General features: G+C 49.9%; 19 protein-coding genes. 9 read left to right on the top strand and 10 right to left on the bottom strand.

Going from position 1 to position 16,329, the window contains the following annotated elements:
* Positions 1-49 precede the first annotated feature (49 nt).
* A complete protein-coding gene (locus OGV71_RS17000) occupies positions 50-1,282 on the top strand; it encodes a sensor domain-containing diguanylate cyclase (protein WP_071697425.1) in 1,233 nt (410 codons plus the stop codon).
* A 12-nt stretch (positions 1,283-1,294) separates the two neighbouring features.
* On the opposite strand, the gene smrA is transcribed toward OGV71_RS17000, so the two are convergent.
* Positions 1,295-1,858, bottom strand: a complete 564-nt coding sequence (gene smrA / locus OGV71_RS16995; RefSeq protein ID WP_003843940.1) for a DNA endonuclease SmrA — start codon at positions 1,856-1,858, stop codon at positions 1,295-1,297.
* Positions 1,859-2,083: 225 nt separating this feature from the next.
* Between smrA and ogt the strand changes: the two genes are divergently transcribed.
* From ogt to uspE, 3 genes are all read left to right on the top strand, one after another.
* A complete protein-coding gene (ogt, locus tag OGV71_RS16990) occupies positions 2,084-2,599 on the top strand; it encodes a methylated-DNA--[protein]-cysteine S-methyltransferase (protein WP_003020394.1) in 516 nt (171 codons plus the stop codon).
* 194 nt (positions 2,600-2,793) lie between these two features.
* Complete coding sequence (gene fnr, locus OGV71_RS16985; protein ID WP_003020397.1) at positions 2,794-3,546, top strand: fumarate/nitrate reduction transcriptional regulator Fnr; 753 nt, start codon at positions 2,794-2,796, stop codon at positions 3,544-3,546.
* Positions 3,547-3,697: 151 nt separating this feature from the next.
* Positions 3,698-4,648, top strand: coding sequence for a universal stress protein UspE (gene uspE, locus OGV71_RS16980; RefSeq protein WP_003020400.1), 951 nt, complete (start codon positions 3,698-3,700; stop codon positions 4,646-4,648).
* Between the two features lie 48 nt (positions 4,649-4,696).
* Here the strand turns inward: uspE and OGV71_RS16975 are convergent, their stop codons facing one another.
* The gene (locus OGV71_RS16975; RefSeq protein ID WP_003020403.1) at positions 4,697-4,957 is read right to left on the bottom strand and encodes a DUF2534 family protein; all 261 of its coding nucleotides are present in this window, start codon (positions 4,955-4,957) and stop codon (positions 4,697-4,699) included.
* A 244-nt stretch (positions 4,958-5,201) separates the two neighbouring features.
* Here OGV71_RS16975 and OGV71_RS16970 point away from each other — a divergent pair, with 244 nt between their 5' ends.
* Positions 5,202-6,233, top strand: coding sequence for a mechanosensitive ion channel family protein (locus OGV71_RS16970; RefSeq protein ID WP_003020406.1), 1,032 nt, complete (start codon positions 5,202-5,204; stop codon positions 6,231-6,233).
* A 37-nt stretch (positions 6,234-6,270) separates the two neighbouring features.
* Here OGV71_RS16970 and OGV71_RS16965 read toward each other — a convergent pair whose 3' ends face one another.
* The 3 genes from OGV71_RS16965 to OGV71_RS16955 form a co-directional block, all read right to left on the bottom strand.
* Entirely contained in the window at positions 6,271-7,323 is a 1,053-nt protein-coding gene (locus OGV71_RS16965) for an NAD(P)-dependent alcohol dehydrogenase (RefSeq protein ID WP_044700101.1), read from the bottom strand.
* 43 nt (positions 7,324-7,366) lie between these two features.
* On the bottom strand, positions 7,367-7,774 hold the full coding sequence (locus tag OGV71_RS16960; protein ID WP_264859784.1) for a cupin domain-containing protein: 408 nt from the start codon (positions 7,772-7,774) through the stop codon (positions 7,367-7,369).
* 211 nt (positions 7,775-7,985) lie between these two features.
* Complete coding sequence (locus tag OGV71_RS16955; RefSeq protein ID WP_048217815.1) at positions 7,986-8,369, bottom strand: VOC family protein; 384 nt, start codon at positions 8,367-8,369, stop codon at positions 7,986-7,988.
* Between the two features lie 120 nt (positions 8,370-8,489).
* On the opposite strand from OGV71_RS16955, the gene OGV71_RS16950 reads away from it, so the two are divergent.
* Positions 8,490-9,260, top strand: coding sequence for a DeoR/GlpR family DNA-binding transcription regulator (locus OGV71_RS16950; protein WP_048217816.1), 771 nt, complete (start codon positions 8,490-8,492; stop codon positions 9,258-9,260).
* On the opposite strand, the gene OGV71_RS16945 is transcribed toward OGV71_RS16950, so the two are convergent.
* Both OGV71_RS16945 and OGV71_RS16940 read right to left on the bottom strand, forming a co-directional pair.
* Positions 9,257-9,541, bottom strand: a complete 285-nt coding sequence (locus OGV71_RS16945; protein WP_003843950.1) for a Rho-binding antiterminator — start codon at positions 9,539-9,541, stop codon at positions 9,257-9,259. The two genes, OGV71_RS16950 and OGV71_RS16945, sit on opposite strands and share 4 nt — an antisense overlap.
* Positions 9,542-9,607: 66 nt before the next feature.
* Positions 9,608-9,838 (bottom strand): glutaredoxin family protein, encoded by a 231-nt coding sequence (locus OGV71_RS16940; RefSeq protein WP_003020425.1) that lies wholly within the window; start codon positions 9,836-9,838, stop codon positions 9,608-9,610.
* 114 nt (positions 9,839-9,952) lie between these two features.
* On the opposite strand from OGV71_RS16940, the gene OGV71_RS16935 reads away from it, so the two are divergent.
* Entirely contained in the window at positions 9,953-10,516 is a 564-nt protein-coding gene (locus OGV71_RS16935) for a MarR family winged helix-turn-helix transcriptional regulator (protein ID WP_044700109.1), read from the top strand.
* Positions 10,517-10,553: 37 nt separating this feature from the next.
* On the opposite strand, the gene mppA is transcribed toward OGV71_RS16935, so the two are convergent.
* Positions 10,554-12,167 carry a murein tripeptide ABC transporter substrate-binding protein MppA gene (gene mppA / locus OGV71_RS16930; RefSeq protein ID WP_044710876.1) on the bottom strand — a complete coding sequence of 538 codons (1,614 nt, stop codon included), beginning with the start codon at positions 12,165-12,167 and terminating at the stop codon, positions 10,554-10,556.
* A 184-nt stretch (positions 12,168-12,351) separates the two neighbouring features.
* Between mppA and mpaA the strand changes: the two genes are divergently transcribed.
* On the top strand, positions 12,352-13,080 hold the full coding sequence (mpaA, locus tag OGV71_RS16925) for a murein tripeptide amidase MpaA (RefSeq protein WP_003020433.1): 729 nt from the start codon (positions 12,352-12,354) through the stop codon (positions 13,078-13,080).
* On the opposite strand, the gene ycjG is transcribed toward mpaA, so the two are convergent.
* Complete coding sequence (gene ycjG / locus OGV71_RS16920; RefSeq protein ID WP_003020435.1) at positions 13,055-14,020, bottom strand: L-Ala-D/L-Glu epimerase; 966 nt, start codon at positions 14,018-14,020, stop codon at positions 13,055-13,057. The genes mpaA and ycjG overlap by 26 nt on opposite strands.
* A gap of 115 nt (positions 14,021-14,135) precedes the next feature.
* On the opposite strand from ycjG, the gene tpx reads away from it, so the two are divergent.
* Positions 14,136-14,642 (top strand): thiol peroxidase, encoded by a 507-nt coding sequence (tpx, locus tag OGV71_RS16915; RefSeq protein WP_003020437.1) that lies wholly within the window; start codon positions 14,136-14,138, stop codon positions 14,640-14,642.
* 53 nt (positions 14,643-14,695) lie between these two features.
* Here tpx and tyrR read toward each other — a convergent pair whose 3' ends face one another.
* Entirely contained in the window at positions 14,696-16,240 is a 1,545-nt protein-coding gene (gene tyrR, locus OGV71_RS16910; protein ID WP_003020438.1) for a transcriptional regulator TyrR, read from the bottom strand.
* Positions 16,241-16,329 lie beyond the last annotated feature (89 nt).

The raw sequence follows: 16,329 nt of genomic DNA, 5'->3' as shown, positions 1-16,329 counted from the left end.
ATTCGCCATTTAACAGGCAACACAGCAGATAAAAATAACGGGATTATCGATGAGCACAACCGAGCTGCATTCACTGGATTTATTAACCATTCCGGTGTGGATTGTTTTGCCACATACCGAAGAGCTGGTGTTCGCTAATAACGTTGCACGGGAGCTAATGCAGGGTCTCTGTTTTTCCCCGCTCCGCAAGGGAACATTTTCAACGCATGCTCAAAATGATTTAACTATGTATCTCAGCGACTTGAGAAATCATCACCATGTAGTGGAAATTCTCACGGTTTACCGCGACGGTGAAGAGATTGCGATGGCAAGTCGCCTTTCCATTAAACCCCTACCAGGCATGGGTGAAGTCATCCTTTTCGAAGGCATTGAGACGCCTACTGCACAGGGTCTGAAAGCGAGCCGTTCAGCAACCTATCAGCGGAAAAAGCAGGGATTTTATGCACGCTTCTTCCAGACTAATTCCGCGCCAATGTTACTTATTGATCCGTCACGCGATGGGTTGATCGTGGATGCAAACCTCAGTGCGCTCAATTTTTATGGATACACTCATGATGTGATGTGTCAGAAACATACATGGGAAATCAATATGCTGGGCCGCCATATACTTCCGGTGATGCATGAAATCGCCCATCTGCCCGGTGGCCATAAACCTTTGCATTTTGTCCATAAACTGGCTGATGGGACTTCCCGTCATGTGCAAACCTACGCTGGACCGATCGAAATTTACGGTAATAAACTGATGTTGTGCATTATTCATGACATTACCGAGCAAAAGCGGCTGGAACAGGAGCTGGAGCGTGCGGCCCTGCGAGATGTTTTAACGGGATTACTTAACCGCCGACATTTTTATCAGATAACCGAGCCGGAACAGACGCATGCGATATCATTGACGCAGGACTACAGCCTGTTGTTGATCGATACGGATCGCTTTAAAAGCATTAACGATCTGTTTGGCCATTTAAAAGGCGACGAAGTGCTTTGTGCTCTGGCACGCACCCTGGAATCCTGTGCGCGAAAAGACGATCTTATTTTTCGCTGGGGTGGTGAAGAATTTGTGCTGCTCCTGCCGCGAACGTCGCTGGATGTCGCTCTCAACCTCGCAGAAGTGATCCGTGCGACGGTGGCAAAGGTGACTCTCCCTGGCCTTCCCCGCTTTACCGTCAGCATTGGTGTAGCACGGCACGAAACAAATGAAAGTATCGATGAGTTATTCAAACGTGTTGACGACGCGTTGTACAAAGCCAAGAACGAAGGCAGGAACAGAGTGCTGGCCGCCTGATGTTTACGTCGTTCAGCGACTACGTTTAGCGTGACGCTCCCAGTTATCCTGTTTTGCCTGCGCGGTTTTACGCAATGCCACATAGCATGCCCCGCTGCCGCCGTGATGCGGCAGTGCGGCGCAGTATGCTTGCACGTCGTCAAATTCCGTCAACCAGCGCGCTACGTAGCTGCGAATAATATTGGCATGAGAATTATCGTCACGTCCCTTGCCGTGTATCACCAGCACATTACGCAACCCTTCTTGCTGCGCCTGCAGAATAAAGCTAAAGAGCATCTGACGACATGTTTCAACAGGTTGGCGAATAAGATTAAGACTCGCCTGCTGCGGATATTTTCCGTTTCGCAGCTTGTCAGTCACACCGTTCTGTAAACCTTCGCGACGAAACTCGAGCGGCACACTTAACGGGACAATATCGAGAAATCCCGTCGAGAGAAAATTATCCAGTTGAAGCGTATCGATACGCGCCGGAGTGCGAAGATTACGCATGGGCTGCCAGTGTACATCGGTATGGCTTTTCAGCGGTTGAACATCCCCCATAGCGTCAAGAAACAACGATGCATCATCAAGGTTCATGTTTCATCCTCCAGCGTATTGCGACGGGCATTATCATAACCGCGCACTATTATACCGACAACTATACCGGTAACGGTTTACGGTTATTTCCAATAATTAACCGGATCCGTCGCGCTGAACCGATCTACTCACAACAAGTTGATATCCATTTTTAGAGGTATAGCTGCGACGGTCACTGGCGTGATAATGTGTAGCCTCGCCTGAATGCTGTAATGAGAGAAACGGATGCTTAACTTACTGGAAGACACCATCGACACGCCGCTGGGCCCGCTGTGGGTTATTTGTGATGAGCAATTTCGCCTGCGCGCAGTGGAATGGGATCAGCACAGCGATCGCATGGAACAATTGCTGGATATTCATTACCGCACAGAAGGTTACCAGCGCATTACCGCCAAAAACCCAGGTGGATTAAGCGACAAACTCGCTGAGTATTTTGCCGGAAACCTCAGCATCATTGACACGCTGGAAACGGCAACCGCTGGGACGCCTTTCCAGCGTGAAGTCTGGCAAGCGTTACGCACTATCCCCTGCGGGCAGGTCATGCATTATGGTCAACTGGCCGAACAGTTGGGACGCCCCGGTGCTGCAAGAGCCGTCGGCGCAGCTAATGGCTCCAATCCAGTAAGCATTGTGGTCCCCTGTCATCGCGTCATTGGACGTAACGGCACCATGACCGGATATGCCGGTGGCGTACAACGAAAAGAGTGGTTATTGCGTCACGAAGGTTATTTGCTACTCTAGATTCCAGGCAATTAATGCCTTATCCATCACACTTCCGCATAATGTGACCCCAAATTAATTGTGGTTAATCAAGCAGATACAAACATTCACTCCAGTTATGCCTGAATTATTCTCTATTGGGAGTAGCTCAGGCTTACGTGCTCACCAAAAAGATGTTAAAATTGACAAATATCAATTACGGCTTGAGCAGACCTATGATCCCGGAAAAGCGAATTATACGGCGCATTCAGTCTGGCGGTTGTGCTATCCATTGCCAGGATTGCAGCATCAGCCAGCTTTGCATCCCGTTCACACTTAACGAGCATGAGCTTGACCAGCTCGATAACATCATCGAGCGCAAAAAGCCTATCCAAAAGGGGCAGACGCTCTTTAAAGCAGGTGATGAGCTTAAATCACTCTATGCTATCCGCTCCGGAACGATTAAAAGCTATACCATTACCGAACAAGGCGATGAGCAGATTACTGGCTTCCATCTGGCGGGCGATCTGGTCGGTTTTGACGCGATTGGCAGCGGACATCACCCGAGCTTTGCTCAGGCGCTGGAAACCTCAATGGTATGCGAAATTCCTTTCGAAACCCTTGATGACCTGTCCGGCAAAATGCCAAATCTGCGTCAGCAGATGATGCGTCTGATGAGTGGCGAAATCAAAGGCGACCAGGATATGATCCTGTTGTTGTCGAAGAAAAACGCTGAAGAGCGCCTGGCGGCCTTTATCTACAATTTGTCTCGTCGCTTTGCCCAGCGCGGATTCTCGCCTCGTGAATTCCGCCTGACCATGACCCGTGGCGACATCGGTAACTACCTCGGTCTGACGGTTGAAACCATCAGCCGCCTGCTGGGTCGTTTCCAGAAAAGCGGTATGCTGGCGGTGAAAGGCAAATACATCACTATTGAGAATAGCGACGCGCTGGCAGTTCTTGCTGGCCATACGCGTAACGTAGCGTAATCTTTCCGCAAGCATCTCTGTTATCCTTCTGTCAAATCGCTAAATTATCCCGATTTATTGATCTGGCAGGAGGTTATTCCCTGTTTCAAACCACATTATTGGGTTACTCTTTTAGTTACAAACTGCGATGACAGTTGTAAGGAGACCCTGTATGGCTATGTATAAAAATATGCTGGTCGTCATCGACCCGAACCAGGACGATCAACCAGCATTACGGCGAGCTGTTTATTTGCATCAACGGATTGGTGGCAAAATTAAAGCCTTTTTGCCGATCTATGACTTTTCCTATGAGATGACTACCCTGCTGTCGCCCGATGAGCGTACGGCAATGCGTCAGGGGGTTATCAGCCAGCGAAGTGCATGGATACGTGAACAAGCGAAATACTATATCGAAGCAGGGATCCCTCTGGAGATTAAAGTGGTCTGGCATAACCGACCCTTTGAAGCCATCATTCAGGAAGTCATCAGCGCCAAGCATGACCTGGTCCTCAAGATGGCGCACCAACACGACCGCCTCGAAGCCGTAATATTTACACCAACCGACTGGCATTTATTGCGTAAATGTCCAAGTCCGGTATGGATGGTGAAAGACCAGCCATGGCCTGAAGGGGGTAAAGCACTGGTTGCAGTAAACCTCGCCAGTGAAGAGGCTTATCACAACGCGCTCAATGAAAAACTGGTCAAAGAGACGCTACAGCTTGCAGAACAGGTTAACCATACCGAAGTGCATCTGGTAGGCGCCTACCCTGTTACGCCAATCAACATCGCGATTGAACTGCCTGAATTTGATCCCAGCGTTTATAACGACGCAATCCGTGGACAGCATCTGCTGGCCATGAAGGCGCTACGCCAGAAATTCAGTATTGATGAGAAAGTGACGCACGTTGAAAAAGGCTTACCTGAAGAGGTCATTCCTGATTTAGCCGAGCACCTACAGGCAGGTATTGTGGTATTGGGGACCGTCGGACGTACCGGTATTTCTGCCGCGTTCCTTGGTAATACCGCGGAACAGGTTATCGATCATCTACGCTGTGACCTGCTGGTCATCAAGCCAGATGAATATCAGACGCCAGTTGAACTGGACGACGAAGAAGACGATTAACCACATAATAAAATGCCGGATGGCGATATCATCCGGCATTTTAAACGCCTAGTGTTGCTCCTCGCCGCCGAGGAAATAGATACCAAGCGGGATAGCCAACAGAATCGTAAACACCATGCTGTAGACACAAATCATTGCAGATTGAATGGCATACATTGAAGCGGTCCAGTCGGATAGCGGAATGTCATACTGTTCAATAACGCCGCCGATCGTCGCGCGCGTCACGACCGACGCTGCGATAATAAACACTCCAAGCAGGCACAACAGAAACTTCCGTCCCTTCGCTGTTTTCAGCTTAGCCATGATCATAGTACTGTCCTTTTGCAGATGAAAACCTTGTTACTTTGAGCTAACAATACCATGACATCAACTGACTGTCTGCTACATAAACCGCATACAGGGTTGACGTCAGCATTATTTCGCTGAAAATAACGCTGATTGCATTATTTATCTCTCCTTTTGATTAATGATCTGACCACCCTAACTGAGTAAAATATCCGGGGATTAAGATGTCAGATGATATTTAGATAACATGGAGTTGCCAGGAAGAATCATGATCGCTGAACTGTTTATGAATAATGCGTTTAATTTGACGGTAATTCTCAGTTGCTGTGCCGCGCTGGTCCTGATGAGCGTCTGGTATCATCGTGAAGAGCGTCGCTGCAAAGGATTCATATTTCATGCCGCACAATTTTTTGTCTATGCCATTATCATTGGGACGTTTGGCAGCATTGCTAATAACGTTATCGAAAGTTACAGCCTGAAATTTATCTCCCCCAGCGTGGTCGACTTTATCTGCACCTCATTGATTGCGTTAATCCTGACGATCAAACTTTTTCTGGTGATTAATCAGTTTGAAAAGACGCAGATTAATAAAGGCAGAGATATCACCAGCGCGAGGATCCTGTCGCGTATCATCAAGATTACTATCGTGGTTGCCATCATTTTACTGTATGGCGAACACTTCGGTATGAGCTTATCCGGCCTGTTAACCTTTGGCGGCATTGGCGGTATCGCTGTGGGTATGGCGGGGAAAGATATTCTGAGCAACTTCTTCTCAGGCATTATGCTCTATTTCGACAGACCGTTTAGCATCGGCGACTGGATCCGCTCCCCGGACCGCAATATTGAAGGCACTGTGGCCGAAATTGGCTGGCGAATGACTAAAATAAACACCTTCGACCATCGTCCGTTGTATGTGCCAAACTCGATTTTCTCCTCCATCAGCGTAGAAAATCCAGGGCGCATGACCAACCGGCGTATTAAAACGGTGATCGGGTTACGATATGAGGATGCCGATAAAGTCGGTGCTGTTGTCGAGTCGGTCAGAGAAATGCTGCAAAACCATCCAGGAATAGACCAGAAACAAACTCTGTTGGTCTATTTTAATGAATTTGCCGATTCATCGTTGAATATCATGGTGTATTGCTTCACGAAAACCACCGTCTGGAAGGAATGGCTCGCGGTACAGCAAGACGTTTATTTAAAGATTATCACGATAGTCCAGGCAAATGGCGCCGACTTTGCGTTCCCCAGCCAGACGCTGTATATGGATAATCCTGAAGCATCGCCGTCGACACACTAACAAAAAAAAGACGCGGAAGTCCGCGTCTTTTTTGTACTTATTTCAATGAGGCAATATCAATTACAAAGCGGTATTTCACATCGCTTTTCAACATCCGCTGCCAGGCATGATTAATATCCTGAATATTGATCACTTCGACATCGGCGGTAATACCATGCTGACCGCAAAAATCGAGCATCTCTTGCGTTTCGGCAATACCGCCAATAACTGAACCCGCCACAGACCTACGTCCAAGGATCAGGGGAACCGTATTCAGAAACGGATCCAACGCACCGAGATAACCAACCAGCACCAGCGTACCGCTTAGTGCCAGGGTTGGGATATACGGGTTCAGGTCATGAACGTAGGGCACAGTATCGATAATCAGATCAAACTGATTCGCTGTCGCTTTCATCTGCTCACTGTCAGTGGAAAGCACAACATGACTGGCACCCAAACGTCTGGCATCAGCTTCTTTGCCCGGTGAACGCGTAAACAGCGTAACTTCCGCGCCCAGCGCATTTGCAAGTTTGATTGCCATATGCCCAAGTCCCCCCAGACCAACAACCGCGACTTTACTGCCCTCGCCTACCTGCCAGTGGCGCAGAGGCGACCATGTCGTGATCCCGGCGCAGAGCAGCGGTGCCGCACCGCGTAAATCGATCCCTTCAGGAACCTTCACCACAAACTTTTCAGTAACGACAATTTTGTCAGAATAGCCGCCGAAAGTGGGCAGACCGTCATGACGGTCGATATCGTTATACGTTAGCGTGTTGCCTTCTTCGCAATATTGTTCCAGCCCCTGTTCACAGGCGCTACAGTGTTGACATGAATCAACCATGCAGCCTACCCCTGCGAGATCGCCCACGTTGAATTTCGTTACCGATTTACCAACATGCACCACGCGGCCAATGATTTCATGCCCTGGTACCATCGGATATTTAGCACCGCCCCAATCGTTGTAGGCGTTGTGGATATCCGAGTGGCAAACACCGCTGTATAAAATATCGATAACCACATCATCTTCACGCGGGTCACGACGAACAAAACTATGGGGGACTAAATCTTCTTTCACTGCCAGAGCAGCATAACCCTTCACGTTCATGACCATTGAGATCTCCTCAGGGATTAGGTGTTACCAGAACCAGCATAGTTCAGGGCAGCAGGTTGTACTCAGCGTCGCTAACCGGTTCCAGCCATTCGTTCGACGCGCCAGGGGCCGGGATTTCCACGGCGATATGGGCAAACCAACTATCACGCGCAGCGCCATGCCAATGTTTCATTCCCGCCGGAATATGCACGATATCACCGGTTTCCAGCTCGCGCGCCGGTTGATTCCATTCCTGATACCAGCCTCTACCACCGGTCACCAGCAATATTTGTCCGCCCTCATGATGAACATGCCAGAAGTTACGACAACCCGGTTCAAATGCGACATTGCCAATTACCACACCTTCCATGGAGAGCATGGTCAGATAGCTATCACCAGTGAAATACTTCGCATAAGCATCATTTTTCTCGCCTCGCGGAAAGACGCTGTTACCATCAAATTGTTGATTCATAATCTCCGCGCTGGCGCTGGGCGCGGTATTCAGTTGATTTTGCATTTCGATTCTCCAAAACGGTGGCGGCATGCGCCACCGGATGCTGAAAACTATAAAAATTATAGAGACTCGACAGGCTGGTGATTAGAGGTGGAAAGAAGGACAAACTTATGAATCATGTTCATTAATAATAAGCGTACGATTTATCCCATGGCGCTTGCTTTAAGCCCTACGCCACAATTTCAATCAGGTTACCGTCCGGATCGCGTATCACCGCTTCGTAATAACCATCGCCCGTAGTGCGCGGACCTGAGACTAATATCCCCTGTTCCTGCGCTTGCATTGCAACGGCATCAACATTTTCATTGCCGCCAACAGAAATGGCGAGGTGTACCCATCCGCAACGATTATTGTCAGGTTGCTGCCCGACAAGACCCGGTTTGGTCATTAACTCAATTGCAATATCCTCGCCAATTTTGACAAAATAAGATTCAAACCCAGGGTTGGTTTTACTGCAGTATTTCTCGTTGATCTTACCGTCAAAAAATGAAACCCAGAAGCGAGCTTGCTGCTCGAGATCCTGTGTCCATAACGCCATATGCGCAATCTTCATAGCGAACCTCTTCCCGTTGTATCCAGAATAGTACGATCCCTGTAAGGGATGTTGACATCGTTAATCATAATGCACGATCATGCACTTTATTGCTCGATGTTTATTTTACCTGGAGTATCTATGCTCGATTACGCCGCATTCCCGGAACAGCGCCAGGCGCTTATCTATCAGATCCTGCAAGAAAACGGCAGAGTCATTTGTTCTGAACTCGCGAACCGATTAGGCGTTTCTGAACATACAATTCGTCGTGACTTGCATGAATTGAGCAAAGATGGCGTATGCAAGAAGGTCTATGGTGGCGCGGTAATTGCACTCCCTGAATCCGAAGACATTGCCGTGCGCAAGGGTATTAATGTGGCCAAAAAGAGCAACATCGCGCAGCGATGTGCCAGACTGGTCAAATCCGGAAGCTGTATTTTTATCGACACGGGTAGCACCAATCTGGCGATGGCAGAAGCTCTGCCCGCCGAACTGGCGTTAACCGTGGTGACAAATTCACCGGAGATTGCCGCCGTTTTGCTAAAAAAACCGCTGTTTGAGGTCATTATGCTGGGCGGCGCGGTACAGAGATCTTCAGGCGGGTGTGTGGGAGCTTCCGCCATCGCACAAGTGCAGGACATTTTATTCGATCAGGGATTTATTGGCGGCTGTGCGATGTCGCCTGAATCCGGCTTAACGGGGTTTGATTACGCGGATTGTGAGTTCAAAAAAGCGGTGATCAAACAATGTAATGAAACTATCGTCGCGCTAACCGCTGAAAAAATCCCAGCCATCGCCCGATATGTCGTTACCGAAAGCAGCAATATTGATGTAATTGTTGTAGAGGACAACATCAGCAAAGAGTACGCCACAGCATTCCAGGCGCACGACATTCGGATTTATACCGTCTAACCGCGGCAGGCTCTCTGAAAACTTACTGTGCTAAACGTCGCTCCTGGCGTCAGCGCGGTGATAGCTGACAGACAATCCAGACGGATTTTTTGCTGATTTTCAGATTGCCCCACTACCAGAAATTCTTCTTTTTCCACGGTGGTACACGTCGTCAACGCTTTAGCATCAAAACATGTGCCATCCGTTAGTTCAATGCGCAACCAATAGTGGTACATGCAGGCGATTTCCAGATAATCATGAAGATCGCAATCTATCGGGTGATACTCTTCGGTCGTGTTCATCGCGTTACCTTCCCCAACGTCTTGTATATTCGGGAAATCACCAACGCAACTTCCCGAACTATCCAGCTATTTCAACGCTTCAATGGGAGCGCCAAAATTAATATGCAGCACATTGCCGTCAATCACCAGCGCCGGAACAGATTTCACGCCAGCCACTTCAGCCTCGGCAACCCGATCAGGATGCTCTCCCAGATGAACCACATCGATTTCAACATCCGCAGACAAGTGCTGCAGAAGAGTCTGTTCTGCGGAAACACAAACCGGGCAACCTGCATGATAGAAACGAGCTTTAGTCATGATACATCTCCTATAAATTATAGTATCGATTCGATACTATAATTTATAGTACGTTGCTTTTATTCTTTGTCAATATAGTTTTTAATCGATACTATATGCCGAGGAGGATTTGTTATGCCCGACATGTCACTTTTCGACGTACTTGACCGGCTTTCCAGCCTGACACGGATGTGGTTTCGCCAGCATCCTTTACTGGTGGATCTTCAGCCAGTACAACTTAGTGCGTTAATGTATCTGGCCCGTTGTAACCGTTATTCCAATACGCCGCTTGGCGTGACAGACTACCTTGGTCTCACCAAAGGTACCGTGTCACAATCGCTGAAGCTGTTGGAAAACAAAGGGTTGATTGTTCGTAAGCCGGATGACCGTGATAAACGTAGCGTCCATCTCCACTTAAGTGAGTCTGCCAATACCTTACTGGAAGCCCTGCTGCCCCCCACGTTTTTAGTGGAGGGTGAATCGGCAATGGGTGAACGGGCGAGCGTACTCAGAGAGCTGCTGTTAGAACTGTTACGCGGGATCCAGAGGACCAACAATGTGCCTGGCTTTGGTCTTTGCCATAGCTGTCGGTTCCACCAAAAAATTGATGGTCAGGGATTTTGTAATCTGACGAAAGAGAGATTAAGTGAAGAAGATTCGTTGCTGATTTGCCGTGAGCATCAACCGCCGGAAACGTAGAATGGCTGATGCAAAATCACACCAGCCATTATCTCTGTCAGTGCTTAACGATATACATTGTGCGGCTATAGGCCACATCTTCAGGGTTAGTAATCGGATACCCTTTCAGCCATGGTTTAATTAAACGCCCATTAGTGTACTGATAGATCGGCGCAATAGGTGCCTGTTCCATCAGAATCTTCTCCGCAGCGTTATAATCAGCATTGCGCGCTTTTTCTGTATTCTCCAGAGTAGCCTGGGTCAACACTTTATCGTATGCCGGATTATTAAAGCGGGAGATATTGCCCGTATGGGTCGATGTTAATAATGACAGGAACGTAGAAGGCTCATTGTAGTCGCCCACCCAGGAGGCACGGATCACATCAAAATTACCGGTATTACGGCTGTCGATATACGTTTTCCATTCCTGGTTCTGCAGTTTCACGTCAACACCGAGGTTTTTCTTCCACATAGAAGCCACTGCGATAGCAATCTTCTGATGATTTTCTGAGGTGTTGTACAGCAGCGTCAATTTAAGCGGTTTCTGTGGGCCATAACCCGCCGCACGCAGCAGCGTTTTCGCCTGCGCATTCAATTCTTCCTGACTCATTTGCTCAAACGGTGAAGGTTCCGGCACAAATCCTGCCGTTACATCCGGCGTAAAATGCCATGCAGGCTTCTCACCGGTACCCAACACCTTCTCCGCCATCAGGCGACGATCGATAGTCATGCTGAGCGCCAGACGCACTCGTGAATCGGCAGTCGGTCCCTTCTGGGTATTAAAGGCATAATAATAAGTACCAAGCTGCGGCGGGGTGTAAACCTGACCCGGGATATCCTTCAACAGTTTCTGATACAGATTTTTCGGGAAGGATTCCGTGATATCAATATCACCAGCAAGATAGCGCTTGGTCGCTGCCGATTCCTGGTTAATTGGCAGGAATGTGACTTTTTGCAGCACTGTTTTGGCGTTGTCCCAATAATGCGTGTTCGGGACAACTTCCAGTTTTTCGTTCACGACGCGATTTTTTAGCACATAGGCGCCGTTACCAATCAGGTTACCCGGTTTGGTCCACTCTTTGCCGCTCTCAACGTTGGCTTTTTGTACCGGATAAAATGCAAAACTCGCCGTCAGATTGGCAAACCAGGGCAGCGGTTTATCCAGTTGAACTTTCAATGTCCGTGCATCGACAGCGCTAACGCCAAGTTTATCAGGCGTGGCTTTACCATCGATAATAGCCTGAGCATTATTAATGCCCGCCAGCGCAGCAAACCAGGCAAACGGCGACAGCGTTTTTGGATCAACCAGACGCTGCCAGCTGTAGACAAAATCCTGCGCCGTTACGGGCGTACCATCCGCCCATTGCGCATTGTCGCGCAGCGTAAACGTCCAGATGCGGTTATCATTACTCTTCCACTGGGTAGCGACGCCAGGTACGATCTCACCCTTCTCATTCTGGTTGACCAGCCCTTCAAATAAATCACGAATTACCTGAATCTCAGGGAGCCCGACGGCCTTTGCCGGATCAAGCGACGCCGGTTCGTCTTTTATATGACGCACCAGTTCTTGTTTCTCTGCCAGTACCGTTCCGCTGGGAACATCAGCAGCCCAGGATAAAGAAATGCTGCTAACCAACAACGCACAACAGGTTACTGAAACAGAATGCTGCATAAGATACCCTCGATTCCGGCTACTAAGTGAATGTGTAATTATTTGTATCGCCAGCAGGAAATGCAATTAACTTCCGACAAGAAAGTGATATTACACCTGAAAAGATAAGTGTGTGAAAACGATTTGATTATCCATACATTTTGCACAACACTGCGAGTAACAATCCAAGCATTCAGAGATGACTATGACCGTTACCCGTCCCCGTGCCGAGCGCGGCGCATTCCCACCTGGAACCGAACATTACGGACGTTCATTGTTAGGCGCACCGCTAATCTGGTTTCCTGCACTGGCAGCCGATCGTGAAAGCGGCCTGATACTGGCGGGAACGCACGGCGACGAAAACTCCTCGGTCGTTACCCTTTCCTGCGCATTGCGTACGCTTAACCCTTCCCTGCGTCGCCATCATGTGGTGCTAGCCGTAAACCCTGACGGTTGCCAGCTTGGGCTGCGCGCAAATGCGAACGGCGTCGATCTTAACCGTAACTTTCCCGCCGCAAACTGGAAAGCAGGCGAAACGGTGTATCGCTGGAACAGTAGCGCAGAAGAGCGTGATGTGGTGTTGTTGACTGGCGATCATCCGGGCTCGGAACCAGAAACCCAGGCATTGTGTCAGCTTATTCACCGAATTCATCCCGCCTGGGTAGTCTCTTTTCACGATCCACTGGCCTGTATTGAAGATCCCAGAAGCAGCGAGCTGGGCGCGTGGCTGGCACAATCGTTTGAATTGCCTCTGGTCACCAGTGTAGGTTATGAAACGCCCGGCTCTTTTGGTAGCTGGTGCGCAGACCTAAACTTACACTGTATAACAGCCGAATTTCCGCCCATTTCATCGGATGAAGCGAGCGAAAAATACCTGCTAGCCATGTCCAATCTCCTGCGCTGGCACCCTAGAGATGGAGCTGCCCGGTCGTAAAATGCAGGGCTGGCGCCGCATCGGTGGCAAGCCACGTTGGGCCATCAAGATCCGCAAAGCTAACCAGTGGCGTAAGGGGTAACGCCGCGCCGATCGCCCGGGAGGTACACAGCATGCAGCCCAGCATCAGCGCAAATCCCTGCTCGCGTGCTTCGGTTGCCAGCGCGAGCGCTTCCGTCAGGCCGCCTGTTTTGTCCAGTTTGATATTGACCATTTCATAGCGTCCGTGCAGTGCTTTCAGACTGCTACGGGTGTGGCAGCTTTCATCTGCGCAGATGGGCAGCGGATGTACAAAATTCTCAAGCGCGGCATCATCCTGCGCCGGCAGCGGCTGCTCCAGCATCGCAACCCCTAAATCAGCCAGCAGCTGACAGCGTGCCGCAAGGCCTTCTGCCCGCCAGGATTCGTTGGCGTCGACAATAATCGTGGCGTCAGGAACAGCTGCACGAATGGCAACCATTCGCTCACTAATCAAGCGAGCATCCAGTTTAACTTTCAGCAATTTCGCGCCATTTTCCCACAGCGCAGCCGCGCTCGCAGCCATTTGTTCCGGCGAGCCAATCACTACGGTTTGCGCCGTAGTCACCACTTCCGCTAGTTCACTTCCCACTAATTCCGCCAGCGACTGCTGCTGTTGGCGCGCGCTTAGATCCCACAACGCGCAATCCACGGCATTACGCGCTGCCCCCGCTGGCAGCTGCTTTTGCAGCTCTTCACGCGTCATTCCGTTTTCCAGTTGTGGCGCAATGCTCATAATTTGCGCCAGCACTGAGGCATCGCTTTCACCGTAGCGCGGGTACGGTGTGCACTCGCCAATACCTGTGACGCCGTTTTCTTCCACTTCGACAACCACCACATGCGCTTCGGTCCGGCTCCCACGGGCAATGACAAAGGGAGTGTGCAGCGGCCAAGCTTCCTCATATACCTTAACTGTTCTCATTTGTTTTCCTTAATGCAGTCCCTGAAGCGGATATCCGCAAATAGCGTTTGCCGTGTTAACTGCTGATGGCATAAACTAGCCTCGACGTTAACTATATGTAAACAGGAAGATAACCATGTCACAAACCGTTCATTTCCAGGGCAACCCGGTTGCAGTCGCCGGCTCTATTCCTCAGGCTGGAAGCAAAGCTCAGGCTTTTACCCTTGTGGCTAAAGACCTGTCTGACGTTACGCTGGGCCAGTTCGCAGGCAAGCGCAAAGTGCTGAATATTTTCCCAAGCATCGATACCGGCGTTTGCGCGGCATCGGTACGTAAGTTTAACCAACTGGCGACAGAAATCGACAATACCGTCGTACTGTGCATCTCAGCCGACCTGCCATTCGCCCACTCTCGTTTTTGCGGCGCGGAAGGTCTGAGCAACGTTATCACGCTGTCCACCCTGCGCAACGCAGAATTCCTGAAAAACTACGGTGTTGAAATCGCTGAAGGCCCGCTGAAAGGCCTGGCCGCACGTGCCGTGGTCGTTATTGACGAAAATGATAACGTTGTTTTCAGCCAGCTGGTCAATGAAATCACCAACGAACCAGACTACACTGCTGCGCTGGACGTACTGAAAGCGTAAGCTGCGTCTGCATACAAAAATGCCTCCGCATGGAGGCATTTTCATTTACGGCATTACTCTTCGCTTTTTTTCTGCTGGCTCAGTCCATACTCACGCAATTTGTTAGCAATCGCAGTATGCGAAACGCCGAGGCGCTTGGCCAGCTTGCGCGTGCTGGGATAATTCATATACAGCTGCGTCAACACGGAGCGTTCAAAGCGGCTGGTGATTTCATCCAGCGACCCTTCCATCACCTCTTCTCCGACAGCAACCGTTGCCGCATCGTAATCCGGCAGCAAAATATCCTGTGGTCGTAGCTCATAGCCTTCTAGCTGGGTCAGCGCCCGGTAGATCGCATTTTTAAGCTGACGCACGTTGCCCGGCCAACCATAACGAGTTAGTACCGTGCTGAGATCTGCAGACAGTTTCGGACGCGGCACGCCCTGCTCGTCGGCAAAACGCGCCACAAACAGTTCGGTAAGCGGCATAATATCTTGTGGGCAATCGCGCAGCGGCGGCAGGTTTAGCGTTAGTACATTCAGACGATAATAGAGGTCTTCACGGAAAAGTCCTTTCTGCACCAGTTCCACAAGGTTCTTTTGCGTTGCGCAAATCACGCGAACATCAACATGAACTTCGTGATCTTCTCCCACGCGACGGAATGTGCCGTCATTGAGAAAACGCAGCAATTTGGTCTGCATACGTGGCGACATTTCGCCAATTTCATCTAACAGAACCGAACCGCCATTCGCCTGCTCAAAGAAGCCTTTTTTACCTTCCGGCGCATGGCCAAACAGCTCGCTTTCAACCGCATCTTCAGGAATTGACGCGCAGTTCAGCGCCAGATACGGTTTTGACGCACGCGGACTTGCCAGGTGGCAGGCATGAGCAAAGAGATCTTTGCCGGTGCCGGTATTACCGGTAATCAGCAGCGGCGCGCTCAACGTCGCCAGCTTGCGCGCCTGTTCCACCACGTGTTTCATTTTGGCGCTGACGGCAATAATCTGGCTAAACGCGCTGAGATCCTGCGTAGTCATATTTTGCAGCTGGCGTCCCATTCGGATAGTGGAGCGCAACATCACCACCGCACCGGTCAGCATCTGCTCCTGATTTTCGCCCTGCAAATGGACAGGCGTAATTTCCATCAGGAAATTCTGTCCGTTAATTACGACATGTTCGCTCTGGGAATCCTGCGGATTGCTTTCCAGCCAGCGCTGGAAGTTAAACCCATTGATTAGCTGGGCGGCGGTATGATTGCGCATCCGATCCTGCGTATGCGCGAAAAGCTGACAGCTCGCAGGGTTCGCCATCTCGACTTTGCTTTTCATATCCAGAGAAAGGACCGGTTCTGGCAACGCTTCAAGCAGCGCACTAAGCGCCAGATGTTCACGTTCGGAAGGCATCCAGGGTACGGTACGCACATCCGTAACCCCTGAAATACGGCGGATTTCAGCCATCAGACTGCTGAAGTTGGTGAACTCCAGCTCCGCAAAATTAAGGTAAATTCGCCCGATGGGGTCAATCTCGATACCGCGTAAATCAATGCTTCTCAGCACCAGTAAATCGAGCAGTTCGCGGGTCAGACCAAGACGGTCTTCACAAAAGACTTCCAAACGCATAGGAACCTTCACCTGGACAAGGGATTATGTGTTAAATGATAAGCCAGTATTTGGTTTGCAGGAAGAACTCTGTCAACAAATATTGACAG

Source organism: Citrobacter sp. Cf088, from assembly GCF_030334295.1.
Lineage (GTDB): Bacteria > Pseudomonadota > Gammaproteobacteria > Enterobacterales > Enterobacteriaceae > Citrobacter > Citrobacter freundii.
The sequence above is the reverse complement of the archived record's forward strand: the minus strand, read 5'-3'. Positions and strand labels throughout refer to the sequence as shown.